This window comes from Streptomyces sp. NPDC029138, from assembly GCF_055564375.1.
The window spans coordinates 97,539-121,069 of sequence record NZ_JBVHWM010000018.1; the positions used below are offsets into that span (position 1 = coordinate 97,539).

The following is a 23,531-nucleotide window of genomic DNA, read 5'->3' on the forward strand; positions in this document are numbered from 1 at the left end:
TTGGGGCGGCGAGCCTGCGTCGGGCTGCCGCAATCAGGCTGCGGCGTCAGGTTGCCGCCGTCAGGCTGCCGCCGGATTGCCGCCATCAGGTTGGCCCTGTTCGGCTCGCGGCCGTCGCCCCCGAGGGGGGGGAGCCGGCGTCAGGTTGCCGCGACCGGCTGCCGCCGTCGGATCGCCGCCGTTGGGCTCGAGGGCCGTCGCCGACTGCCGCGGACCGTGCCGGTGCCAGCGCCGTGCCGGTGCCAGCGCCGTGCCGGTGCCAGCGCCGTGCCGGTGCCAGCGTCGGTGGCTCAGTGGCTGGGCGAGCCCCTTCGGTCGGTCTTGTCGGCCGGCCTCGGACAGGGCGGTCGGGATCGGTCGGCTCGTCAGGCGTCCACCGCGATGAGCAGCGCGAACAGGCCCAGCACCAGGACGATCCCTGCGGCTCCGCAGATGATGCCGGCCAGGGCCACGCCCGGGTTCGTCGCTTCACCTCGGTTGGCCTTGCCCCGGCCCAGCCCGCCGAAGATCAGGGCCAGGATGCCCAGCACCAGGGCGATCGGCCACATGATGAAGCCGACCGCCGAGATGATCCCCAGCACCAGCGAGGCCGTACCCATGCCGTTGCTCGGGGGCGGCTGCATTCCGGGCCAGGCGTAGCCGTGGGCGGTGGTATAGGGGGCGACACCGCCGTACGGGGCCTGCTGCGGACCCGGGTAGCCGTACGCCGACGTGGCCCCCGGGTAGCCGTACGGCACCTGACCGGGGCCGTCGGGAGCGATGGGCGGCGGGGGCACCGGCTCCGCTCCCCCGTGCGGCGCGGCGGCGGACGCCGGCGGCGCGAAGGGGTTCGCCGGGGGCGCGGGAGGCGCGTAGGGGTTCGGCTGCGGTGCGGGGGCCGGGGGTGCGAACGGGTTCGACTCCGACGCGGCAGACGGGGGTGCGAACGGGCTCGACCCCGACGCGGCAGACGGGGGTGCGAACGGGCTCGACCCCGACGCGGCAGACGGGGGTGCGAACGGGCTCGACGCCGAGGCGGGGGCCGGAGGTGCGAAGGGCGTCGGCCCCGACGCGGCGGACGGGGATGCGAAGGGGGCCGGCTGAGGGGTCTGGGCAGCAGATGCGGAGCCGTCGGCTGGGCTCGCCCATTCCGCAGGTGCGGAGCCGTCGGCTGGGCTCGCCCATTCCGCAGGTGCGGAGCCGTCGGCTGGGCCGGCCCATGGTGTGTCGGTGGGCGCGGCCGGGCCCGGGGACGTCGGCAGCGATGTCACCGTCTGCTGGTCGTGGACGGAGCCGGGGGCCGGGACGGCGTCCTGGACCCGCCCGGCATCCGCGCCCGGGGCGGCCGGTGCCGTCCGATCCGGCTCCTTGTCCAGGGAGACCCGGGGTATCCCGGAGTGGTGCCAGGCGGTCTGTTCCCCCGGCGCGGACTGCGGCACCTCGTCGGACATGGTCGGCGAACCCCTCTGCTGGACGTCCCGTCATGCTACGGCCAGCGCGGGCGCCCGCGGCCCGGGGCCTACGATGATGCCGCGCAACCCGATCAGCCGATCACCGCGCCCGCACCACGGACCACGTCAGACGCACGACGTGTGCCACGGACAACGTGCCGCGGGCGCCCGTCCCGGGGAGGACCCCTTGACCGACAGCTCCGTACCCGCCACCGGCACCGCCGACCGCGACCTGCGCGCCTTCATCGCCGGGCTGCCGAAGGCGGAACTGCACGTCCACCACGTCGGCTCCGCCTCCCCCCGCATCGTCTCGGAACTGGCCGCCCGCCACCCCGACTCCAAGGTCCCCAGCGACCCCGAGGCCCTGGTCGACTACTTCACGTTCACCGACTTCGCGCACTTCATCGAGGTGTACCTGTCGGTCGTGGATCTCATCCGCACCCCGGAGGACGTCCGGCTGCTCACCTACGAGGTGGCCCGTGACATGGCCCGGCAGCAGGTGCGGTACGCCGAGCTGACGATCACCCCGTTCTCCTCCACCCGGCGCGGCATCGACGCGCGGGCGTTCATGGACGCGATAGAGGACGCCCGGAAGGCCGCCGAGGCCGAGTTCGGGACCGTACTGCGCTGGTGCTTCGACATTCCCGGCGAGGCCGGTCTGGAGTCGGCCGAGGAGACGGTGCGGCTGGCCACCGACGACCGGTTCCGCCCGGAGGGCTTGGTGTCGTTCGGGCTCGGCGGACCGGAGATCGGCGTGCCCCGGCCGCAGTTCAAGCCGTACTTCGACCGGGCCATCGCCGCCGGACTGCGCTCCGTCCCGCACGCCGGGGAGACGACCGGCCCGGAGACCGTGTGGGACGCGCTGACCGAGCTGCGCGCCGAACGGATCGGCCACGGCACCAGTTCGGCGCGGGACCCGAAGCTGCTCGCCCACCTCGCCGAGCACCGCGTCCCGCTGGAGGTGTGCCCGACCTCCAACATCGCCACCCGCGCGGTCCGCGCGCTGGAGGAGCACCCGATCAAGGAGTTCGCACGGGCCGGGGTGCTGGTCACGATCAACTCCGACGACCCGCCGATGTTCGGCACCGACCTGAACAACGAGTACGCGGTGGCCGCCCGGCTCCTCGACCTGGACGAGCGGGGCCTGGCCGACCTGGCGAAGAACGCCGTGGAGGCCTCCTTCCTGGACGCGGCCGGCAAGGCGCGGATCGCGGCGGAGATCGACACGTACACCGCCGCCTGGCCGGCCTCCTGACACCGGCCACAATGGGGCCATGCAGACGCTGACCGCCGTGGCCCACCGCGGCGACCCCTACCGTTTCCGCGAGAACACCCTCGACTCACTGCGGTCCGCGCTCGGCCAGGGCGCGGACGCCGTCGAGGTCGACGTACGGCTCACCCGGGACGGCGTTCCGGTGCTGCTGCACGACGACACGCTGCGGCGGCTGTGGGAGGTCGACCGGCCGCTGGGCGCGCTGTCCGCCGAGGAGCTGCGCGGGCTCACGGCGGGCGGTGTGCCGACGCTGGCGGAGGCGCTGACCGCGACCGGTGACAGCAGGGTGATGGTGGACCTGTGCGGGCCGGTCGGCCGCCGCACGGTCGCGCGGACCCTGGACGTGGTCCGGCAGTGCGGAGCCGGGGACCGCGTCTACTACAGCGCGCACGCCGAGGCGATGCTCGCCGTCCGCGCCGCCGACCCGGCCGCCGAGATCGCCCTGACCTGGACGACCCTGGCGCCGCCCCGGCCCGCGCTGCTGGCCGCGATCCGCCCGCGCTGGCTCAACTACCGCTTCTCACTGGTCAGCCGGGAACTGGCGGCCCGCGTCCACCACGACGGCCTGCTGCTGTCCGTCTGGACCCCGGACACCCGCCGTTCCATGAGCCGCCTGCTGGACCTGGGCGTCGACTCGATCACGACGAACCGGATCGACGTCCTGCACACCCTGCGCTCAGCGGCCTAGGCCCCGGAGAACTCCAGCGGGGGCGCGATCGCCTGGGCGTCCGCGCCCTCGGCCACCCACAGGCGGATCAGCAGCGCGGCCGTCGCCTCCAGCAGCCCGGCGCGGTCCAGTCCGCCGGCGTGCAGCGGCACACAGCCCAGGTCGCGCACGAGCCGTCGTACGACCGTGAGCGCGGCCTCGTCGTCCCCGCACAGCGGGACCGCGAGCGGGCGGCCGGCGAAGACGGGCGGGGTCAGCCGCCAGACGCTCTCGTGGCACAGGTTGAACGCCTTGACCACGCGGGCCGTCGGCGCGGCGGCGGCGATGCGCTCGGCCGCCGCCGGGCCACCGGCCGTGAGCAGGGCGAAGCCGGGGCCCACCGGGTTGGTGCAGTCGATTACCACCCGTCCGCGCAGGGCGTCCTGGAGCCCGGTGACCACGTCCACGGCCGCCGCGTGGGGCACGGCCAGCAGCACCGCGTCGCTGCCGTGCTCCGCCGCCCCCCGCAGGTCGCCGCGCGACCGGCCGGCCGCGACCACCTCGTGCCCGGCCCGCTCCCACTGTTCGCCCAGCGCCCGAGCCATCGAGCCCCTACCGAGAATCCCTATGCGCACAACGTCCTCCCCCAACGGGTGTGTCGGATACGCACAGGACAGTAGGAGGCCGCTCGGGCACCATTCGGTACGTGACCGACGACCATGCCTTCCTCGCCGACTGCCGGGCCCGGCTCGCCTTCGACCTGCTCGCCAACACCTGGAACTCGGTGGTGCTGTGGGCCCTCAGGGAGGGGTCCCGAAGACCGGTCGCCCTGCGCGAGCGGATCGGTGGGATCAGTCCCAAGGTACTGACCGAGACCCTGCGGCGGCTGGAGTTCAACGGTCTGGTGGAGCGGCGGGCCCACGGCGGCTCGCCACCCCGCGTGGAGTATGAACTCACCTCGCTGGGCCGGACGTTGCTCGCGCCGATCGACGCGTTCGGCGCCTGGGCGTTCGAGCACGGCGACGAGGTGATGGCCGCGCAGGAGCACTACACCGGCGCGGGGCCCGCCCGTAGGGGTGATCCCGGGCAACTCCCCTAGAGGGGCGGTTGGTTGATCGGGGGCGAGCAAGGGTCGTACGCCCTCCTCGGTGAGGATTCGCGTCCCGGCCCGGCGTCTGAGGATGATCACGCACCGTCTTCCGATGCCCGACGCCCGACCCCCTCAAGGAGTCCCGCATGCGCCGCACCAGCCGTTCCGCCCTCCTGGCCGCCGCCCTTGTCACCGCGGTGGTCGCCGGCCCGCTGGCCGCGCCCGCCCTCGCCGCGTCCGCGCCCGCGCCCTCGAAGTCCGGCTCGCCGGCGTCCGCCCCCGCCACGACCGGTCCCGACGCCGACGCCCTCGCCGCGGCCGTCGCCGGGCTGCCCGACCACGACGCCACCGCCGCGCTGCTCCGCGTCGGCGGCGACGGGACCTGGTGCGGGACGGCCGGGGTGCGGGACGTCCGCACCGGGGCGCCTGCCCTGGAGAACGCGCGCTTCCGGGCCGGTTCGGTGACGAAGGTGGTGACCGCGTCGATCGTGCTGCAACTGGCCGCCGAGGGCCGGATCGACCTCGACGGGACCGTGCAGCGGTATCTGCCGGGGCTGCTCACCGAGGACTTCGCGCCGATCACCGTACGGCAGTTGCTGAACTTCACCAGCGGCCTGCGCCCGGGCCCGTCCCTCGGTGACACGGTGGAGGAGGGTTATCCGCACCGCTTCGAGACGCTGACGCCCCGGCAGGTCGTGGCGGGCGCTGTGGCGGAGGGTCCGGCGTACGCGCCGGGGACGCAGCAGAGTTACGGCAACATCCACTACACCGTGCTCGGCATGCTGATCGAGAAGGTGACCGGCGACTCGTACGCGCACCAGGCCGCGGTGCGCGTCTTCCGGCCGCTCGGCATGCGGCACAGCTCCTTCCCGGTCGGCGCGGACCCGCGGATCCACGGGCCGCACAACCGTGGCTACGACTGGATCGACGGCAAGCTGGTCGACGTGACCGACTGGAACATGTCCGACCGGTTCGCGGCCGGCGACATGATCTCCACGACCGCCGATCTGGAGCGGCTGCTGGTCGGGCTGTTCCGGGGCCGGGTGGTGCCGGAGCCGCAGCTGAAGGAGATGTTCACGCTGCCGGACGTGCCCGGGGCGCGGTACGGCGCGGGGCTGGAGCGGTTCGAGGTGAACGGCAAGGTGATCTGGGGCAAGACGGGTTCGCGCCCCGGGTACGCGACGGTGATCGCCGCGACCCGTGACCTGTCCCGCACGCTGGTCTACTCGGTCAACTCCACGGACGCGAAGGGCGACGGCCTGGCCGTCGCCCAGCGCTTCGCGTTCCCGGCGTTCAACCGCTGACGGCGGCCGGGGTCGCGGACGGTACGCCGAGCGCCTCCAGTCGCTTGATCTTCTTCCGTACGACGTACAGCGGGACGACCCCGAAGATCCCGAACGACATGTCGATGACGCTCCACCAGAAGGGGATGCTGCGGACGGGTCCGCAGACGAGGGCGAGCGGGATGATCCCGGCACAGGCGATCATCCCGAACTCGACCACCCAGATGTTGCGGACGGGGTCGCGGTACGGCCCGTAGAACGCGACCGCGATGACGAGGTGGGCGAAGGCCAGCCAGTCGGTGCCGTACAGGACGAACGGGTAGTCGGCGTCGACGGTGTCCAGCCCGTCGCGCACCCGGGAGATCCACGCCATCAGCCCGGGCAGGTGCTCCGGCACGGACAGCGCGCGCAACGCGCTCTCGGTCCAGTGCAGTTCGTGCACCAGTGGGAAGGCGGTCGCCCCACTGAGGGCGAGGCACACGACAAAGAGGGCCAACCAGACGCGGATGCCCTTGAGCAGGGCGGCTCTGTCGCTCATGGCAGCAGCGTACGCCTGGAATTGAACATGTTCAAAACTCTTCCCAGTGGAGCACCCGCTCCCGCGAAATGCGGCCGGCCGGCCGGAAGTCGGTGCCGAGGGTGTACGCGACGGGGATGAGCGCGGCCTGCATGACGTCCTCGTACGGGATGCCGAGCACCCGGGCCGACTCCCGCTCGTGGACGAGGTTCCCGGTGGTCCAGCAGGTGCCGAGGCCCCGGGCGCGGGCGGCGAGCATGAAGCTCCACACGGCCGGGAGGATCGACCCCCAGGTGCCGGCCTGGCGCAGCACGGGCGCGTGGTCGGTACGGCCCTCCACGCACGGGACGACGAGCGCCGGGACCTCGTGGAGGTGCTCGTAGAGGTGCGCGGCGCCGGAGTAGACCCGGTCCATCCGGGCCACGCTCGCGCGACGCACATCCCGTTCCGGCAGCGGCTCACTGGCGCCGGGCGTGCTCACGCCGGCCCGCCACACGTCCGCCAGGGCGGCCCGCCGGTCCGGGTCGGTGACGATGACGAAGTGCCAGCGCTGCCGGTTGCGTCCGGTCGGCGCCTGGACCGCCAGGTCGACGCATTCCTCCAGCAGCCGGCGCGGCACCGGCCGGGTGAGGTCGAGGCGGTGGCGGACGGCGCGGGTGGTGGACAGCAACTGGTCGGAAGAGAGGCCGAGAGTCATGCGTTGACCCTGACGGGCCGGGCCGTGCGGCGACAACGCCCGGGTTTCACTGAGCGAAAACGCGGGCGACGGACACGGAGGAACGGATGACCGAGAGCGTGGCCGGGCGGGTCCTCTCCGTGCTGGACGCGTTCGCGGACGCCCCGGACACCCTGCGCCTGACGGACATCGCCCGCCGCACGGGGCTGCCCGTGCCGACCGCGCTGCGCATGGTGCGGGAACTGGTGGCCTGGGGCGGACTGGAACGGGCGGCCGACGGTTCCTACCGCCTCGGCACCCGTATCCGCACCCTCGGCGCCGCCGCGCCCTGCCCCCGTGGACTCCTCGCCACGGCCCTGCCGGTCCTGCGCACCCTCACCACCCGCACCGCCGCCCACGCCGACGTGGCGATCCCGGCCGACGGCACGGCCCTCTGCCTGGTCACCGGCGAACGGCTGCCGCTGCACGCCACGGCGGCGGGCAAGGTGCTGCTGGCGTACGGGGGCGGGTACGGGTTCGGCAGTGGGTACGGGGACGCGTACGAGTACAACGACGGCGGCGCGCACAGCCGGATCGCCGCACCCGGCGCCCGCGCCGACACCGGCCCGCCGCCGAGCGCCGTCCGCTACACCCCGTACACCGTCACCGCCCCCGGCGCGCTCGGCGCCCAGCTGGCGCGGGTCCGCTCGACCGGGCTGGCGCAGGCGCACCAGGAGTACCGCCTGGGCGAACTCGCCCTCGCGGCCCCGGTGTTCCGCAACGGCGCCGCCGTGGCGGCCGTGTCCGTGACCGCTCCGACGACCGCCCGCCCCGACCGGCTGGAACCCGCCGTACGGCAGGCGGCGGCGACGGTGAGCCGGGCACTGGGCGACTGACGCGCGGAACTCGCCCGCCCACGTCACCAGTCCGGCGTCCCACCGAGGCGGCGCAGGGCCGAGGCCGCCGCCCCGGCGCCGCACATGCCGTGGGCGCCGGGGCCCGGCGGGGTGGCGGCGGAGCAGGAGAAGACGCCCGGCAGGGCGGTGGAGTAGGGGTCGAGGGCGGGGCGTGGGCCGAAGAGGAGCTGGGGGACGGTCCTGGCCCCGGTGAGGATGTCGCCGCCGGCGAAGTTGGGGTTGGCGGCGGCGAAATCGGCCGGTGAGGTGGTGCGCAGGCCGACGACGCGGTCCCGGGTGCCGGGGGCGAAGCGTTCGAGCTGATCGAGGACGGCTTCGGTGGCGTCGCCGTCGTAGCCGTAGGGGACATGGGCGTAGGCCCACACGGGGTGGACGTCGCCGACGGACCGGCCGGGGTCGGCCAGGTACTGCTGGGCGACCAGGACGAAGGGGCGCTCGGACATACGGCCCTCGTTCACGTCCCTCGCCGCCTGTGCGATCTCGGCGAGCGTGCCGCCGAGGTGCACGAAGCCGGAGCGCCGGGCGTGTTCGTTCGTCCACGGCACGCCCTGTTCGACGGCCAGGTCCACCTTGAAGGCGGCGGGGCCGCGCCGGAAGCGCTGGTAGGCGCGGCGCACACGGGTGGGCAGCCGGTCGCCGTAGACACGGGCGATCTGCGCGGGGTCGAGGTCGAGCAGGGTGACGTCGGCGGGCGGGATCTGGGCGTGGTGGGTGATGCGGACGCCGGTCCGGACGCGGCCCCCGTGTACGCGGAGTGCCTGTTCCAGGCTGCGGGCGACGGCCTGGGAGCCGCCTTCCGCGACGGCCCATCCGGAGGCGTGGCCGGCGACGAGGATGCCCAGCCCGATGGCCGAGCCGAGCGGGTCGGACAGCGGCCGGAACGAGTGCGCCGCGACTCCGGCCCACAGGGCCCGGCCCCGAGGGGTGGAGAAGAGGCGGGCGAGAACGGTGGCGGGCAGGGTGGTGGGAAGGCCGAAGCGGACGAGGAGCAAGGGATGGGAGGGGATGCGCAGCAAGGGGCCCATCACGTCTTCGCTCAGTGCGTCCCACCGGCGCACGGAGGGCTCCAGCAGGCGCCGGTAGCGGGAGCCGTCGGGGCCCAGCATGCGGGCGGTGTCCGGGACCGAGCGCACCAGCACCCCCGCCGTACCGTCGTCCAGGGGATGGACGCAGTCGATGTCCGGCAGTCGCCAGCGCAACCCGTGGCGTGCGAGGTCCAGCGCCTTGTGCGCGGGCGAGGTGACGGTCATGGAGTGGACGGCCGAGCAGTGGTCGTGCAGCAGGCCGGGCAGGAGCGCCTCCTGGCTGCGGGTGCCGCCACCGACCTCGTCGGCGGCCTCCAGGAGGGTGACGTCCAGCCCGGCCCGGGCCAGGAGCGCGGCGGCGGTCAGTCCGTTGGGCCCGCCGCCGACGACGATCGCGGTGGTCATGAGGTGATGTCCATGCTGTCGGTGGGGGCCGACGCTACCTGATCGGGCCGTGGACATCACGGAGATCCCACCACGGGAATCCCACGGAACTATTCGCCGCGAACCGCTGCTTTCGGGCGAACAGCAGCTTCGGCGCGAACCGCGCTGAATGATTGCAAAATTCCCGGGCGTACCAGTAAATTTCGCCCCACCCTTCGAGACGTCACCGGCAGACGGGGCAACGGATGAGCACGGACGACCGCGTCGCGGTGACGACCGGGATCGCACGACTGCGCGCGTCGCCCGGACTCGCCGGGCCGGGACGGCTGGGGCTGGTGACCAACCACACCGGCGTCCTCCCCGACCTGCGCCCCGCCGCTCCCGCGCTGCTCTCGGCGGGCGTGCCGCTGGTCGCCCTGTTCGGTCCCGAGCACGGGCTGCACGGGACCGGCCAGGCCGGCGAGAGCGAGGCCGCCCGGACGGACCCCGCCAGCGGCCTGCCGGTCCACGACACCTACCGGTGCGACGGCGAACGCCTCGACACAGTGCTGCTCGAAGCCGGCGTCGACGCCCTGGTGTTCGACCTCCAGGACGTCGGGGCCAGGTTCTACACCTACGTCTGGACGATGTTCGACCTGATGGTCTCGGCGGCCCGAACGGGCGTACGGTTCGTGGTCGCCGACCGGCCGAATCCGCTCGGCGGGCTCGTCAGCGAGGGCCCGCTGCTCGACCCGGCGTGGGCCAGCTTCGTCGGGCGCGCCCCGACACCCGTCCGGCACGGCCTGACCTGCGGCGAACTCGCCCGGCACCTCAACGCCTCCGCCGTGCCCCAAGCCGCGGGAGCGGCAGTCGACTTGACGGTGATCGAGGTGGCCGGCTGGCGGCGCGCCCTGGACGCGGCGGCCACCGGTCTGCCGTGGATCGCGCCCTCGCCGAACATCCCGACCCCCGCCACGGCCACCGTCTACCCCGGCACCTGCCTGTTCGAGGGGACGAATCTCTCCGAGGGCCGGGGCACCACGCAGCCCTTCGAGATCGTCGGGGCACCGTACATCGACGCGCGGTTCGCACCCGCGCTCGCCGAACTCGCCCTGCCGGGAGTGCACTTCCGTGACCTGCGGTACGTACCGACCTTCCACAAACACGCCGGACGGCCGCTGCGCGGGGTCCAGCTCCACATCACCGACCGCACGGCGTTCGCTCCCGTGCGCACCGCCGTCGCGATGCTCGCCACGCTACGGCGGCTGTACCCGGACGACTTCGCCTGGCACACCTCGGACGGTGGCGCGGAGGGTACCGGGGAGACCGGCCACCGTCCCTTCATCGACCTGCTGTGGGGGTCCGACCGGTTGCGGCACGCCGTCGACGCGGGCGACGACCCGCTGCCGCTGTGCGAACCACCGGCACCGCCCGCCCGCTGGGCCGGCGCCGACGTGCTGCTCTACCCCTGAGACCGCGACCGACGCCGTACGCCCCGCCCCCGGACCTGCGCAGGGCCGCCGGTGACGTCCGACGCCGTCAGCGATCCGCGCCCGCACCCGCACCCGCGTAGGGAAGGACACCCCCGTCGATGACCGACCACACGACGACATCCCGGGCCGGGACGCGTGGCTTTCGCGCGGGTGACGGGCCTCGGCTCGTGGAGGCGTGGCGGCGGAGCGCGCCGGCCGACCCCATCAGCGCGGACCGCTTCCGCTCCCTGGTGCTGCTCGACGCCAACTTCGATCCGGAGGGGCTCCGGGTCGCCGTCGACGGCGACCGGGTCGTCGGCGCGGCCTACGCGGTGCGCCGTCTGACGCCGATGAGCGGCACCGATCTGGAGCCGGAGCAGGGCTGGATCCCGTTCTTCTTCGTCGACCCGGCCGCCCGTGGGCGCGGCCTCGGCCGCCGGCTGCTGACCGACGCCCTCGACTGGCTGCACGGCCACGGCCGCACCCGGGTGGACTTCTCCTCGTACACCCCGCACTACATCCTTCCCGGCCTGGACGCCGAGGCGTACCCGGAAGCGGCGAAGCTCCTCGAGTCCTTGGGCTTTCACACCCTGTACGAGGCGGCGGCGATGGACCGCGGCCTGGTCGGCTATCGCTTCCCGGACGAGGCCGCGCGCCGCCGGGACGAACTGACCGCGCGGGGTCACCGGTTCGCCACCCCGTCCGACGACGACCTGGTGGAGCTGGTCGCGCTCGCCGGGAGCCACTTCAACCCGGACTGGGCGCGGGCGATCCGGGAGTGCCTGAGCGCGGGCACGCCGCTCGACCGGATCGTCGTCGCCCGGGACCCGTCGGGCCGCCTCGTCGGCTGGGCGATGCACGGCGCGTACGCGTCGGTGGACGAGCGGTTCGGCCCGTTCGGTGTGCTGGAGGAGATGCGCGGCACCGGGCTCGGCACGGTCCTGCTCCACCTGGTGCTGGAGCGGATGCGGGCGCGCGGCGCGCACTGCGCCTGGTTCCTGTGGACCGGCGAGCGGTCCCCGGCGGGCCGGCTGTACCGCGCGGCCGGTTTCAGCACGACCCGGGTGTTCCGCGTGCTGCGCCGGGAGGCCGCCCGATGACGTCGTCCCGCCGCACCGACGGCCCCCGTCTCCGTCAGCCACCGCCGCGCACCGCCCGCCTGAGCCGCCGTCACTTCGCGCTCGCGCTCCCCTCGGCGCTGCTCGCCTCCGGTTGCGCGGCGCCGCACCGGGGCACCGGACGGCCCGGGGATCCGATCGTCCTCACCCTGCTCTCCCACTACGCGAGCGGGGAACTCAAGGAGGCGCTGCGGGGCCCGGTGGACGAGTGGAACGCCACGCACGACCGGGTCAAGGTGCGGACGAAGGCCGTGGAGTTCACGGACCTGCTGACCACGTTCATGGTCCGGCAGGCCGCGGGCCAGGGTGCCGACATCCTCCACCCGTACTGCCTGTGGAACGGCCAGCTGGTCCGGGCCGGCGTCCTGCGGCCCGCCCCGGCCGAGCACGCCGAGGAGATCAGGCGCGGCTACAGCGCGGCCGCGGTCGGCGCCGCGTCGGTGGGCGGCAGGGTCTACGGCTACCCCACCGAGGTCCAGACGTACGCCCTCTACTACAACAAGCGGCTGCTGCGCGAGGTCGGCCTCGACGGCCCGCCGCGCACCTGGCGGGAGCTGGAGGAGACGGCCTACCGCACCACCAGGCGGGACCGGTACGGCAACACGCTCGTCCAGGGCTTCGGCCTGTCGACCTACGACGACTCCACCACCGTCGGCCAGACGCTCGCGCTGCTCAACGCCGCCGGCGGGACGTTCGTCTCGGCGGACGGCAGGAGCACCGCCATCGACTCACCGGCCGGCCGGGCCGTGTTCGACCTGGAGCACCGTCTCGTCGCCAGAGGCGCTAGCGCTCCCGGCGTGAACGTCTACCGGGCGTTCCCGTCCGGGCAGGTGGCCATGGTGATCAGCGCCGGCTGGTGGACCGGGAGCCTGAAGACCTTGATGGGCAAGGACTACCGCGACGTCGGTGTCGCGCCGGTCCCCCTGCCCGAGGCGGGCCGCGCACGCGCCACGCTCTGCACCGGTTTCATGCTCGGCGTCAACACGGCCAGCGCGCACCCCCGCGAGGCCTGGGAGTTCCTGCGCTGGCTCAACACCGAGAAGGTGGGCGCCACGAAGGGTGTGGTGGCGACCCGGATGAGCGCTCTTCAGGTGTCGGTGGGCTCCCTGACCGGCCGCGCCGACGACATGCGGACGCTCCTGGGCGGGGGCGGGGGCGGCGGGGCCGGCGATCCGAACCTGCGCCCGTTCCTGGACGCGCTGGCCTACGCGGTGCCGGAGCCGAACGTGCCGGGCGCGCAGCAGGCCAAGTCGCTGCTGCGCAAGAACATCGAGGCGCTGTGGACCGGTCAGCGGTCGGTCGAGGAGGCGCTGCGCGTCACCCGCCGTCAGGTCGATCAGGAGGTGGCGCGCTCATGGTGAACGCCCTGGTGCCGGAGACGGCCGAACGGACGCCCCGTGCGCGGGCCGTCGGACCCGCCGTCGACGGCCGCATCCGCCACCGGCGCCGCCAGACCGTCGTCGCCTACCTCTTCCTGGCGCCGGTGCTGTTGTTCTTCGCGGTCTTCCTGATCCTGCCGCTCGGCTTCGCGCTGCTGCTGTCGCTGTCCCGCTGGTCCGGGTTCGCCCTCGGCGACATCGAGCCGGTCGGCCTGGACAACTTCACCAGCCTGTTCGCCGACGGATCGACGTTCCTGACGCCGATCCTCACCAATACGCTGCTGTTCGCCCTCGGCACCGTGGCCCTCGCCCTCGCGGGCTCCGTGCTCGTCGCCGTCTGCATCGACAAGCTGCGGTTCCAGGGGCTGTGGCGCACCCTGTACTTCCTGCCGATCGTCACGACCGTCGTCGCCGTCGGCAACGTCTGGAAGTACATGTACGAGCCGGGCGGCCTGGTCAACGGCGTCCTCAACGCCCTCGGGCTCGACTCGGTGGCGTTCCTCGCGGACCCGGAGACCGCGCTGCCCTCGGTGGTGGTCGTCCAGGCCTGGGCGTCGCTCGGATCGGCGATCCTCGTCCTGACCGCCGGGCTGAAGTCCATCCCCGAGTCGTACTACGAGGCCGCCGCGCTCGACGGCGCCGGGCCCGTCACCGTCTTCTGGAAGATCACTCTGCCGCTGCTGCGGCCGTCCCTGCTGTTCGTGTGCGTCACCCAGTTCCTCACCGGCCTCCAGTCCTTCGCGCTGATCATCGTGATGACCAAGGGCGGCCCGGGAGACACGACCAACGTGGCCGCGCTGGAGATGTACCGGCTGGCCTTCAGCTACGGCGACTGGGGCACCGCGAGCGCCGCCGCCTTCGTGCTGTTCGTGGTGGTTCTCGCGGTCACGCTGGCGCAGTTGTGGTGGTTCCGACGCAAAGGGGAGGACGCGTGAAGGAGGCAGGACGCGTGAGCCGTCGCCGTTTCCCGTGGCTGCCGTACCTCGTGGTCGTGACCGGCGCCGTGCTCACGGTGGTGCCGTTCCTCGACATGGTGATGACGTCCTTCAAGGGCCCCGGCGAGTCCGGCACACTGCCGTACCGCTTCCTGCCGCAGGCGTTCGACCTCGCCAACTACCGGGCGGCGATCCACCAGTTGGACCTGCCGGTGCTCTTCCGCAACAGCGTCGTCGCCACCGCGCTGATCACCGGGTCGGTGCTGCTCACGTCCTCCCTCGCGGGCTACGCGCTCGCCAAACTGCGCTTCCCCGGCCGGGACTTCGTCTTCCGCCTCGTGCTGTCCACGATGATGTTCCCGCCGTTCCTCTTCTTCATCCCGCACTTCCTGATCCTGGTGCACTGGCCGCTGGCGGGCGGCAACGACCTGTTCGGGCGCGGCGGTGCGGGCCTGACCGTCAGCATCGCGGCGCTCGCCATGCCGTTCCTCGTCAACGGCTTCGGGATCTTCCTGACACGCCAGTTCATGGTCGCGATCCCGGACGAGGTCCTGGAGGCCGCGCGCATCGACGGCGCCGGCGAGTTCGCCGTGTGGTGGCGGATCGTGGTGCCGCAGACCAAACCGGTCCTGGTCACGCTCGGGCTGCTGACCTTCGTCGACGCCTGGAACGAGTACATCTGGGCGCTGCTCGTCTCGACCGCCAACCCGGACGTGATGACCCTGCCCGTCGGCATCCAGCTCCTCCAGGACTACGTCGACCCGACCCGCACGATGCCCATCGTCATGGCCGGCCTCGTCCTGAGCATCCTTCCGGTCCTGCTCCTCTTCCTGCTGCTCCAGAAGTACTACATCAGGGGCGTCATGCTCAGCGGCCTCAAGTGAACCGGCCAGGAACGGCGGGACGGCAGGTGCTTGCGGGAAGAAGTCTGGAAGACCCCGGAAGCATGCCGTCCCGCCGCCTGAACGAACATTCAGGCCCAGGCAGGAACCGTCAGCCGTCGAGCGACGTCATCACGTGCTTGATGCGCGTGTAGTCCTCGAAGCCGTACGCCGACAGGTCCTTGCCGTAGCCGGACTTCTTGAAGCCGCCGTGCGGCATCTCGGCGACCAGCGGGATGTGGGTGTTGATCCACACGCAGCCGAAGTCGAGCTTCTTGGACATGCGCATCGCGCGGGCGTGGTCCTTGGTCCACACCGAGGACGCGAGGGCGTACTCGACGCCGTTGGCGTACTGGACGGCCTGGTCCTCGTCGGTGAAGGTCTGGACGGTGATGACCGGGCCGAAGACCTCGTTCTGGACGATCTCGTCGTCCTGCTTGAGGCCGGAGACGACGGTCGGGGCGTAGAAGTAGCCCTTGTCGCCGACCTGGTGGCCGCCCGCCTCGACCTTGGCGTGGGCCGGCAGGCGGTCGATGAAGCCGGAGACCTGCTTGAGCTGGTTGGGGTTGTTCAGCGGGCCGAACAGCACGTCCTCGTCGTCCGGCTGGCCGGTCTTCGTCTCGGACGCGGCCTTGGCGAGCGCGGCCACGAACTCGTCGTGGATGGACTCGTGGACGAGGACGCGGGTGGCGGCCGTACAGTCCTGGCCGGCGTTGAAGAAGCCCGCCACGGAGATGTCCTCGACGGCCTTGGCGATGTCGGTGTCCTCGAAGACGACGACCGGGGCCTTGCCGCCCAGCTCCAGGTGGACCCGCTTGAGGTCCTTGGAGGCGGACTCGGCGACGGACATGCCGGCGCGCACGGAGCCGGTGATGGAGGCCATGGCCGGGATGTCGTGCTCGACCATCATGCGGCCGGTGTCGCGGTCGCCGCAGATGACGTTGAAGACGCCCTTGGGCAGGATCGAGCCGACGATGTCGGCGATCAGGACGGTGGAGGCCGGGGTGGTGTCCGACGGTTTCAGGACGACCGTGTTGCCCGCGGCGATGGCCGGGGCGAACTTCCACACGGCCATCATCATCGGGTAGTTCCACGGCGCGACCTGCGCGCAGACGCCGACCGGCTCACGGCGGATGATCGAGGTCATCCCGTCCATGTACTCGCCGGCCGAGCGGCCCTCCAGCATCCGGGCCGCGCCCGCGAAGAAGCGGATCTGGTCGACCATCGGCGGGATCTCCTCGGAGCGGGTGAGCCCGACCGGCTTGCCGGTGTTCTCCACCTCGGCGGCGATCAGCTCCTCGGCGCGCTCCTCGAAGGCGTCGGCGATCTTCAGGAGGGCCTTCTGCCGCTCGGCCGGCGTGGTGTCGCGCCAGCCCGGGAAGGCGCGGGCGGCGGCCTCCATGGCGGCGTCCACGTCCGCCTGCCCGGACAGCGGCGCGGTGGCGTACGCCTCGCCCGTCGCGGGGTTGACCACCTCGGTGGTCCGTCCGTCGGCGGCGTCCCGGAACTCACCGTCGATGTAGTTGCGCAGACGACGCAGCTCGGTGCTCACTGCCGGCCTCCTGATCTGGTTCAAGCTGTCCGATCTCTGAGACACCCACCCTAGTCGGCGCACCGACGTTTTCAACACCCCCAGCGCGACCACTTCTGCGAAATCCGCAAGGTCGAGTCTCGTAAACAACGAATTTCATCGATCGGGCCTTGCGAAACTGTCGAGACGTCGTGCACAGTGAGGCCGTGGCCAGTCGAAGCGCAGACCAGAGGGACTCGTCCCGCGAGTCCAGGAACGGCGGCAGTCCCCAGCTGGACGCCGTCTCCCTCGCCATCATTCAGCAGCTCCAGGAGGACGGCCGCCGGCCGTACGCCGCGATCGGCAAGGCCGTGGGCCTGTCCGAGGCGGCCGTGCGGCAGCGCGTGCAGAAGCTGCTGGACCAGGGCGTGATGCAGATCGTCGCCGTCACGGACCCGCTCACCGTGGGCTTCCGCCGGCAGGCGATGGTCGGGATCAACGTCGAGGGCGATGTCGAGTCCATCGCGGACGCGCTGACTGACATGTCGGAAGTCGAGTACGTGGTGATGACCGCGGGCTCGTTCGACATCCTCGCCGAGATCGTCTGCGAGGACGACGACCACCTGCTGGACGTCATCAACAAACGCATCCGGTCCCTGCCCGGAGTGCGCTCCACCGAGAGCTTCGTCTACCTGAAGCTCAAGAAGCAGACCTACATGTGGGGAACCCGATAACCGTGAGGACCCGATAACCGTGAGCAGCAAGGACCTCAGCCGCAGCGCGTACGACCACCTGTGGATGCACTTCACCCGCATGTCCTCGTACGAGAACGCCCCCGTCCCGACCATCGTCCGGGGTGAGGGCACCTACATCTACGACGACAAGGGCAAGCGCTACCTCGACGGTCTCGCGGGTCTGTTCGTGGTCCAGGCCGGTCACGGCCGCACGGAACTCGCCGAGACCGCCTTCAAGCAGGCCCAGGAGCTGGCCTTCTTCCCGGTGTGGTCGTACGCCCACCCCAAGGCCGTCGAGCTGGCCGAGCGCCTCGCCGACTACGCCCCGGGCGACCTGAACAAGGTCTTCTTCACCACCGGCGGCGGCGAGGCCGTCGAGACCGCATGGAAGCTCGCCAAGCAGTACTTCAAGCTCCAGGGCAAGCCGACCAAGTACAAGGTCATCTCCCGCGCGGTCGCCTACCACGGCACCCCGCAGGGCGCCCTGTCCATCACGGGTCTGCCGGCCCTGAAGGCTCCGTTCGAGCCGCTCGTCCCGGGCGCGCACAAGGTGCCGAACACCAACATCTACCGCGCCCCGATCCACGGCGACGACCCGGAGGCCTTCGGCCGCTGGGCCGCCGACCAGATCGAGCAGCAGATCCTCTTCGAGGGCCCGGAGACCGTCGCCGCGGTGTTCCTGGAGCCGGTGCAGAACGCCGGCGGCTGCTTCCCGCCGCCCCCCGGCTACTTCCAGCGCGTGCGCGAGATCTGCGACCAGTACGACGTGCTGCTCGTGTCGGACGAGGTCATCTGCGCCTTCGGCCGCCTCGGCACGATGTTCGCCTGCGACAAGTTCGGCTACGTCCCGGACATGATCACCTGCGCCAAGGGCATGACCTCGGGCTACTCCCCGATCGGCGCGTGCATCGTCTCCGACCGCATCGCCGAGCCGTTCTACAAGGGCGACAACACCTTCCTGCACGGCTACACCTTCGGCGGCCACCCCGTGTCGGCCGCGGTGGGCCTCGCCAACCTCGACCTGTTCGAGCGCGAGAACCTCACGCAGCACGTGCTGGACAACGAGGGCGCCTTCCTCCAGACGCTCCAGAAGCTGCACGACCTGCCGATCGTCGGCGACGTCCGCGGCAACGGCTTCTTCTACGGCATCGAGCTGGTGAAGGACAAGAACACCAAGGAGTCCTTCAACGACGAGGAGACCGAGCGCGTCCTGTACGGCTTCCTCTCCAAGGCGCTGTTCGACAACGGCCTGTACTGCCGTGCCGACGACCGCGGCGACCCCGTCGTCCAGCTCGCCCCGCCGCTGATCTCCGACCAGGGGACCTTCGACGAGATCGAGCAGATCCTGCGGGCCACCCTCACGGAGGCGTGGACCAAGCTCTGATCATCCGACAGGACGACCGACCCGGCCCCGGTGCCCGCCGTTCGAGTGAGAACGGCGGCCCGGGGCCGTGTGCTGTCCGGGCTCCCGTCCGGGACCTGCCTAGCGTGCCAGTGACCGATCGGCCGAGCCCTCGTTCCCCCGGACGGGGGAACAGGCACGGGAAAACGGATCTGAACCGAGGTGTACGCCCATGGAGGCTCCGCCGGACAACGACGTGCTGTGGGCACGCTCCCTGCACTTCAGCCACCGCGACGGCTCCCCCGGACTCGCCGGGGTCTCGCTCGGTGTACGGCAGGGCGAGATCCTCGCCGTCAGCGGCCCGCGCGGCAGCGGCAAGACGACCCTGCTGCGCTGTCTGTCCGGCCTGGAGCCGGTGCGGTGCGGTGAGGTCTGGTTCAACAGCTCCCCCGTGCACACGCTCGGCCCGATGGCCCGCGAGCGGCTGCGCCGGGACCGCTTCAGCTGGATCGACCCCGATCCGGTCCTGGTCCCCGAGCTGAACGTCTGGGAGAACGCCGCGCTCCCGCTGATGCTGCGCGGCGCCGGGCGGCGCCGGGCCAAGGTGGCCGCGCTGGAGTGGCTGGAGCGGCTGGACGTCGGCGACAAGGCCCGCAGCCGCCCGCGCGACCTCCAGCACGCCGAGCGCCAGCGCGTCGCCATCGCCCGCGCGCTCGCCCCCGGACCCACGGTCCTCTTCGCCGACGAGCCCACGGCCCCGCTGCACCGCGCCGACCGCGCCCACGTCCTGCGCACGCTCACCGCGGCGGCCCGCTCGCACGGCATCACGGTCGTCCTCGCCACGCACGACGCCGAGACCGCCGCCCTCGCCGACCGTACGGTGGCCCTGCTGGACGGGCGGCGCGTGCACACCGTGCACCTGCCGGACAGCCCCGACACGGAAGGCCGGGCCGCGTGCTCGCTCTCCGTCTGACCCGCGCCGCCCGGCCCGCCGTCCAACTGCGCCGCCTGCTGGTGGCGGCGGCCTCGGCGGGCACCGGTTTCCTGCTGCTGTCCTGCCTCGGCCACGCCCTGAACCACCCGGAGGACGCGCGCGCCGGCGCGCTGCGCCTGGCCTGGTGCGCGGTGCCGCTCGCCGCCACGGTGTACCTCGCGCTCGCGGTCGCCCGCACCGACCCCGGCACCCGGCCGCGCCCCGGCCTGTCCGCCGTGGGCCTGGGCCCGGGCCGCCTCATGGCCGTCTCCGCCCTGACGACGGCCCTGTCCTCCACCCTGGGCTCGCTGCTGGCGCTGCTGGTCTTCCTCCACCTGCGGGGCGACCTGACGGGCATGCCGTTCGACGGCGCGGCGGCGGACGTCCTGGCGGCGGACCGCTCCCTCCCCGTCCCGGCGACCCTGACCCTGCTCGGCCTGCTCCCGGCCACGGCGACGACGGTGGTGGCCCTGGCCCTCCGCCCGAGAGACCCGATCCCCCCACCCCGGACCGGCCGGGGCTTCGGCCGCTTCGGGGCGTACGGGGGTTCGCCGAAGAAGGAGACGTTCGGAACGGCGGGCCGATTCAGGGCACGGGCCACAGCGGACCCGCAGGAACAGGCGACAGTCGGTCCGCATCCCGCGGGCAGTCGTGCCGCTGGGGCGATGGGGGTGAGGGCGGGCGCGGACGGCGACGAACCGGCGCCGGGTACCGCAACCGACCCCGAGCCCCCCACACCGGCACCGGCACCGGACACCGAGGTCCGGCCCCCGGCCGGCCTCCCCTGGGGCGTGGCCCTCGTCACCGCCGGCCTGGCCGTGCAGGCCTACGCCGGCCGCTCCACCCCCGCCCCCTCCCTCGCCGTACTCCTCGGCTGGCTCCTCACCGCCACCGGTCTCGTCCTGGCCGCCCCCGGCCTCACCCACCTGTGCGGCCGGCTCCTCCAGTCCACCCGCCCGGGGGCGCTGAGGCTGCTCGCCGGCCGGGTCCTCATGACGGAGGCCGCCCGGATCGGCCGCCCGCTGGGCGTGGTCTGCGCGGTGGCGTCCGCCGGCTACGCCATGACCGCCCTGTACGACGGCGCCGGCCCGGCCCCCTCCTTCGGCCCGCTGTCCGCTCTCGGCGGGCTCGTCGTCGCCGGCTCCACACTCGCCACCCTGCTCACGGCGGCGGTGGAGGCCCGCCAGTGCCGCGCCGACACCATCGCCGCGCTGCTCCGCCTCGGCGCGCCCGCCGCGATGCTGCGCGGCGCCGCCGCCCTCCGCGTGGCCGCCCTGCTGGTTCTGTTCGGCCCGCTCACCCTGGCGATCGCCGCGCTGTCGGCACTGCCCCTGACCTGACCCGAAAAAGATTTCAGCGGTCGCCGATGAGTCCGGCGCGGGCCGCCGGTCTACCCACCGAACGCGACGCACCGCGCACGACCCGGACGGGAGAGGCCCGCATGTACCAGCAGATGATCTTCGTGAACCTGCCCGTGAACGACCTGGACGCCGCCAAGAAGTTCTTCACGGAACTCGGCTACTCGATCAACCCGCAGTTCAGCGACGACAACGCGGCCTCGGTGGTGATCAGCGACACCATCGTCGCGATGCTGCTGACCAAGCCGTTCTACGCGACCTTCACCAAGAAGGAGATCGCCGACGCGACGACGACCAGCGAGGTGCTGATCTGTCTGAGCGCCGAGAGCCGCGAGAAGGTGGACGAGCTGGTCGACAAGGCCATCGCGGCCGGTGGCACGGCGAGCGGCCGGACCCAGGACCACGGCTTCATGTACGGCCGCGCCTTCGACGACCTCGACGGCCACACCTGGGAGGTCATGTGGATGGACCCGGCGGCCGTCCAGAGCTGACCCGCTGCCCGAACATCCGTGCCAGCATGGGCGGGTGCAACCGACACCCGCCCAGCCGCACCGCGCCGCCCACGACCGCGAGATAGAGTCTCTCGCCGAGTTCGACGAGGTGGTCGCCGAGCACGGCTCGCTCGCCCAGTTCCGGGTCCAGGCCGTCGATCTGACCAGCCGTACGGACGCCCTGCTCCGCCTCGACGCCACGGGCGCCGTCTTCCTCGGCTGCCCGATGGACCCCGCGGCCGCCGCCCGGGTCCGGGCGGCCGGGGCCCTGGTGTTCCCGCCGATACCGGGACTCCCGTTCGACCCGTACCGCGCCTTCGTCCACACGCCCGACGAGCTGTTCGAGTCCCTGGACGCGGGCTACGAGGCGACTCCGGACGCGCGCGCCTACGCCTGGTTCCAGCGGACGAAGGCCGACGGTGACGTCTTCGCGTCGATGCTCCGCGCGATCCACGACGACGCCGTCTCGGACGCCTTGGACGAACTCCTCGCAGGCGCCCGGGTGGTGGGCGTCATGGGCGGCCACGCGATGACCCGTGGCACCGCCGCGTACGCCGGTGCCGCCCGGCTCGGCCGCGAACTCGCCCGCGCCGGTTTCACGGTCGCCACCGGCGGCGGGCCTGGCGCGATGGAGGCGGCCAACCTGGGCGCCTACGCCGCTCCCTTCGCCGACGACATGCTGGACGACGCGCTCCGGCTGCTCGCCAAGGCGCCCTCGTTCCGGCCGTCGGTCACCGAGTGGGCGCGCGCCGCGTTCGAGGTGCGCGAGCGCTGGCCGGGAGGCGGGGACTCGGTGGGCATCCCCACCTGGTTCTACGGCCACGAGCCGCCGAACGCCTTCGCCGCGCACATCGCCAAGTACTTCGCCAACGCCACCCGCGAGGACGGCCTGCTGGCCCGCTCCACCGCCGGGGTGGTGTTCCTGCCGGGCGCCGCCGGGACCGTACAGGAGGTCTTCGACAACGCGACGCCCAACTACTACGAGTCGCGCGGTGAGCCGACCCCGATGGTGCTCGTGGACAGCGGGCACTGGACGCGGGAGCTGCCGGCCTGGCCGTTGCTCCGGTCGCTGGCGCGGGGGCGGGCGATGGAGTCCCGTATCGCCCTCGTTGACCGGATCGAGCAGGCTCCGGACGCGCTCAAACGTCTGGGCGGTTAATAAGCGGGCAAAGTCAACGGCCGTTGACGGCCGATCCGTTGACACTCCTTATGGAGCGCTTATAAACCTGTGAGCCTCCCGGGGTTGCTGGGACCTCGACTCGTCCGTACGTCATCCGTCGTCCCAACTCCCCCTCCACCCCCCGCAATTGCACTCTGTAAAGGACAAACGTTGTCCATGACTCTCCGTAGCGTACGCGGTTCCGTGCGCGTTCTGGGTGTCGCCTCCGGGTCGGCGGCGCTGGTGCTGGGCCTGGCCGGCTCCGCTCTCGCGTGCAACATCAAGGACTTCTCCGCCGAAGCCAAGTGCGACGGCGACAAGGGCGTCATCGTCGTCACCGACACGGACGCCTCCGCCAAGGACGCCACCGTCAGCGTCTTCCTCAAGGGCGTCGGCGGCATCGAGACGAAGGTCGGCGAGCAGCCGGTCAAGGGGTCCAAGGAGGGTGTCCGGATCACTTTCTCCGAGGACTGGAAGCCGAACGCGACCTACCGCATCCACGTCAAGGCCGCCAACATCGTCGACGAGGACATCCAGCCGGACCTGGTGACCCCGTCCACCGCCTGCACGACCGAGAGCGACACCCCGAAGCCGACGGCCAGCACGACCCCGTCGCCGTCCTCGTCGCCGAGCAAGTCCGCCCCGGCGCAGCCGGCGAGCCCGGCGCCGTCGGCCTCCGGGTCCAGCTCGGCCCCGGCCGGCACCTCCGACAACGCGCCGTCCCCGGCGGCCGGTGAGTCCAACCTCGCCGAGACCGGCGCGAACTCCAACACCGGTCTGATCGCGGGCCTCGCGGCGCTCCTGGTCGTCGTCGGCGGTGGCGCCGTCTGGTTCGGCATGCGCCGCCGCGGGGCGAGCCGCAACGGCTGACCTCACCTCCGTACCGCGTCCCGGGGGGGGGGGGGGGGGGGGGGGGGGGGGGGGGGGGGGGGGGGGGGGGGGGGGGGGGGGGGGGTGGGGGGGCGGCCGAATTCTTATCT

General features: G+C 72.5%; 22 protein-coding genes and 1 pseudogene. 17 read left to right on the top strand and 6 right to left on the bottom strand.

Translation table 11 applies throughout. The annotated features are described in order from the left end of the window. Window positions 1-365 precede the first annotated feature (365 nt). Window positions 366-776, bottom strand: a complete 411-nt coding sequence (locus ACZ4WH_RS17540; protein ID WP_468181264.1) for a DUF4190 domain-containing protein — start codon at window positions 774-776, stop codon at window positions 366-368. A 672-nt stretch (window positions 777-1,448) separates the two neighbouring features. Here ACZ4WH_RS17540 and ACZ4WH_RS17545 point away from each other — a divergent pair. Both ACZ4WH_RS17545 and ACZ4WH_RS17550 read left to right on the top strand, forming a co-directional pair. Then, window positions 1,449-2,685, top strand: a pseudogene (locus ACZ4WH_RS17545) (adenosine deaminase). 19 nt (window positions 2,686-2,704) lie between these two features. Continuing rightward, window positions 2,705-3,391 (top strand): glycerophosphodiester phosphodiesterase, encoded by a 687-nt coding sequence (locus ACZ4WH_RS17550; RefSeq protein WP_468181265.1) that lies wholly within the window; start codon window positions 2,705-2,707, stop codon window positions 3,389-3,391. On the opposite strand, the gene ACZ4WH_RS17555 is transcribed toward ACZ4WH_RS17550, so the two are convergent. After that, the gene (locus ACZ4WH_RS17555; protein WP_468181267.1) at window positions 3,388-3,954 is read right to left on the bottom strand and encodes an NADPH-dependent F420 reductase; all 567 of its coding nucleotides are present in this window, start codon (window positions 3,952-3,954) and stop codon (window positions 3,388-3,390) included. The two genes, ACZ4WH_RS17550 and ACZ4WH_RS17555, sit on opposite strands and share 4 nt — an antisense overlap. A gap of 101 nt (window positions 3,955-4,055) precedes the next feature. On the opposite strand from ACZ4WH_RS17555, the gene ACZ4WH_RS17560 reads away from it, so the two are divergent. Both ACZ4WH_RS17560 and ACZ4WH_RS17565 read left to right on the top strand, forming a co-directional pair. Next, window positions 4,056-4,448 (top strand): winged helix-turn-helix transcriptional regulator, encoded by a 393-nt coding sequence (locus tag ACZ4WH_RS17560; RefSeq protein ID WP_468181269.1) that lies wholly within the window; start codon window positions 4,056-4,058, stop codon window positions 4,446-4,448. Window positions 4,449-4,585: 137 nt separating this feature from the next. Beyond that, on the top strand, window positions 4,586-5,743 hold the full coding sequence (locus ACZ4WH_RS17565; RefSeq protein ID WP_468181271.1) for a serine hydrolase domain-containing protein: 1,158 nt from the start codon (window positions 4,586-4,588) through the stop codon (window positions 5,741-5,743). On the opposite strand, the gene ACZ4WH_RS17570 is transcribed toward ACZ4WH_RS17565, so the two are convergent. Both ACZ4WH_RS17570 and ACZ4WH_RS17575 read right to left on the bottom strand, forming a co-directional pair. Next, window positions 5,733-6,260 carry a hypothetical protein gene (locus ACZ4WH_RS17570; protein WP_468181273.1) on the bottom strand — a complete coding sequence of 176 codons (528 nt, stop codon included), beginning with the start codon at window positions 6,258-6,260 and terminating at the stop codon, window positions 5,733-5,735. The two genes, ACZ4WH_RS17565 and ACZ4WH_RS17570, sit on opposite strands and share 11 nt — an antisense overlap. Before the next feature lie 31 nt (window positions 6,261-6,291). Then, complete coding sequence (locus ACZ4WH_RS17575) at window positions 6,292-6,936, bottom strand: nitroreductase family protein (protein WP_468181275.1); 645 nt, start codon at window positions 6,934-6,936, stop codon at window positions 6,292-6,294. 86 nt (window positions 6,937-7,022) lie between these two features. Between ACZ4WH_RS17575 and ACZ4WH_RS17580 the strand changes: the two genes are divergently transcribed. After that, complete coding sequence (locus ACZ4WH_RS17580; protein ID WP_468181276.1) at window positions 7,023-7,790, top strand: IclR family transcriptional regulator; 768 nt, start codon at window positions 7,023-7,025, stop codon at window positions 7,788-7,790. A gap of 23 nt (window positions 7,791-7,813) precedes the next feature. Here ACZ4WH_RS17580 and ACZ4WH_RS17585 read toward each other — a convergent pair whose 3' ends face one another. Then, the gene (locus ACZ4WH_RS17585) at window positions 7,814-9,241 is read right to left on the bottom strand and encodes a phytoene desaturase family protein (protein WP_468181278.1); all 1,428 of its coding nucleotides are present in this window, start codon (window positions 9,239-9,241) and stop codon (window positions 7,814-7,816) included. A 224-nt stretch (window positions 9,242-9,465) separates the two neighbouring features. On the opposite strand from ACZ4WH_RS17585, the gene ACZ4WH_RS17590 reads away from it, so the two are divergent. From ACZ4WH_RS17590 to ACZ4WH_RS17610, 5 genes are all read left to right on the top strand, one after another. Continuing rightward, entirely contained in the window at window positions 9,466-10,671 is a 1,206-nt protein-coding gene (locus ACZ4WH_RS17590; RefSeq protein ID WP_468181280.1) for an exo-beta-N-acetylmuramidase NamZ family protein, read from the top strand. A 119-nt stretch (window positions 10,672-10,790) separates the two neighbouring features. Beyond that, window positions 10,791-11,771, top strand: coding sequence for a GNAT family N-acetyltransferase (locus tag ACZ4WH_RS17595; protein ID WP_468181282.1), 981 nt, complete (start codon window positions 10,791-10,793; stop codon window positions 11,769-11,771). Then, a complete protein-coding gene (locus tag ACZ4WH_RS17600; protein ID WP_468181284.1) occupies window positions 11,768-13,150 on the top strand; it encodes an ABC transporter substrate-binding protein in 1,383 nt (460 codons plus the stop codon). Before ACZ4WH_RS17595 ends, ACZ4WH_RS17600 begins: the two co-directional genes overlap by 4 nt. Next, entirely contained in the window at window positions 13,144-14,103 is a 960-nt protein-coding gene (locus tag ACZ4WH_RS17605; RefSeq protein ID WP_468181286.1) for a carbohydrate ABC transporter permease, read from the top strand. The genes ACZ4WH_RS17600 and ACZ4WH_RS17605 overlap by 7 nt, the downstream gene beginning before the upstream one ends. Before the next feature lie 14 nt (window positions 14,104-14,117). Beyond that, window positions 14,118-14,987 carry a carbohydrate ABC transporter permease gene (locus ACZ4WH_RS17610; RefSeq protein WP_468181288.1) on the top strand — a complete coding sequence of 290 codons (870 nt, stop codon included), beginning with the start codon at window positions 14,118-14,120 and terminating at the stop codon, window positions 14,985-14,987. Window positions 14,988-15,096: 109 nt separating this feature from the next. Here the strand turns inward: ACZ4WH_RS17610 and ACZ4WH_RS17615 are convergent, their stop codons facing one another. Further along, window positions 15,097-16,536, bottom strand: a complete 1,440-nt coding sequence (locus tag ACZ4WH_RS17615; protein WP_468181290.1) for a gamma-aminobutyraldehyde dehydrogenase — start codon at window positions 16,534-16,536, stop codon at window positions 15,097-15,099. Window positions 16,537-16,706: 170 nt separating this feature from the next. Here ACZ4WH_RS17615 and ACZ4WH_RS17620 point away from each other — a divergent pair, with 170 nt between their 5' ends. From ACZ4WH_RS17620 to ACZ4WH_RS17650, 7 genes are all read left to right on the top strand, one after another. After that, complete coding sequence (locus tag ACZ4WH_RS17620) at window positions 16,707-17,228, top strand: Lrp/AsnC family transcriptional regulator (protein WP_468181292.1); 522 nt, start codon at window positions 16,707-16,709, stop codon at window positions 17,226-17,228. A gap of 19 nt (window positions 17,229-17,247) precedes the next feature. Then, complete coding sequence (locus ACZ4WH_RS17625; protein WP_468181294.1) at window positions 17,248-18,612, top strand: aspartate aminotransferase family protein; 1,365 nt, start codon at window positions 17,248-17,250, stop codon at window positions 18,610-18,612. A gap of 190 nt (window positions 18,613-18,802) precedes the next feature. Further along, entirely contained in the window at window positions 18,803-19,543 is a 741-nt protein-coding gene (locus ACZ4WH_RS17630) for an ABC transporter ATP-binding protein (RefSeq protein WP_468181296.1), read from the top strand. Next, window positions 19,525-20,883 (top strand): hypothetical protein, encoded by a 1,359-nt coding sequence (locus ACZ4WH_RS17635; protein WP_468181298.1) that lies wholly within the window; start codon window positions 19,525-19,527, stop codon window positions 20,881-20,883. The genes ACZ4WH_RS17630 and ACZ4WH_RS17635 overlap by 19 nt, the downstream gene beginning before the upstream one ends. Window positions 20,884-20,984: 101 nt before the next feature. Next, window positions 20,985-21,392: a VOC family protein gene (locus ACZ4WH_RS17640; protein WP_468181300.1), complete on the top strand. Its 408-nt coding sequence runs from the start codon at window positions 20,985-20,987 to the stop codon at window positions 21,390-21,392. 34 nt (window positions 21,393-21,426) lie between these two features. Then, window positions 21,427-22,551 (top strand): LOG family protein, encoded by a 1,125-nt coding sequence (locus tag ACZ4WH_RS17645; RefSeq protein ID WP_468181302.1) that lies wholly within the window; start codon window positions 21,427-21,429, stop codon window positions 22,549-22,551. Between the two features lie 177 nt (window positions 22,552-22,728). Continuing rightward, on the top strand, window positions 22,729-23,421 hold the full coding sequence (locus ACZ4WH_RS17650) for an LAETG motif-containing sortase-dependent surface protein (RefSeq protein ID WP_468181305.1): 693 nt from the start codon (window positions 22,729-22,731) through the stop codon (window positions 23,419-23,421). The last annotated feature ends 110 nt before the right edge of the window (window positions 23,422-23,531 follow it).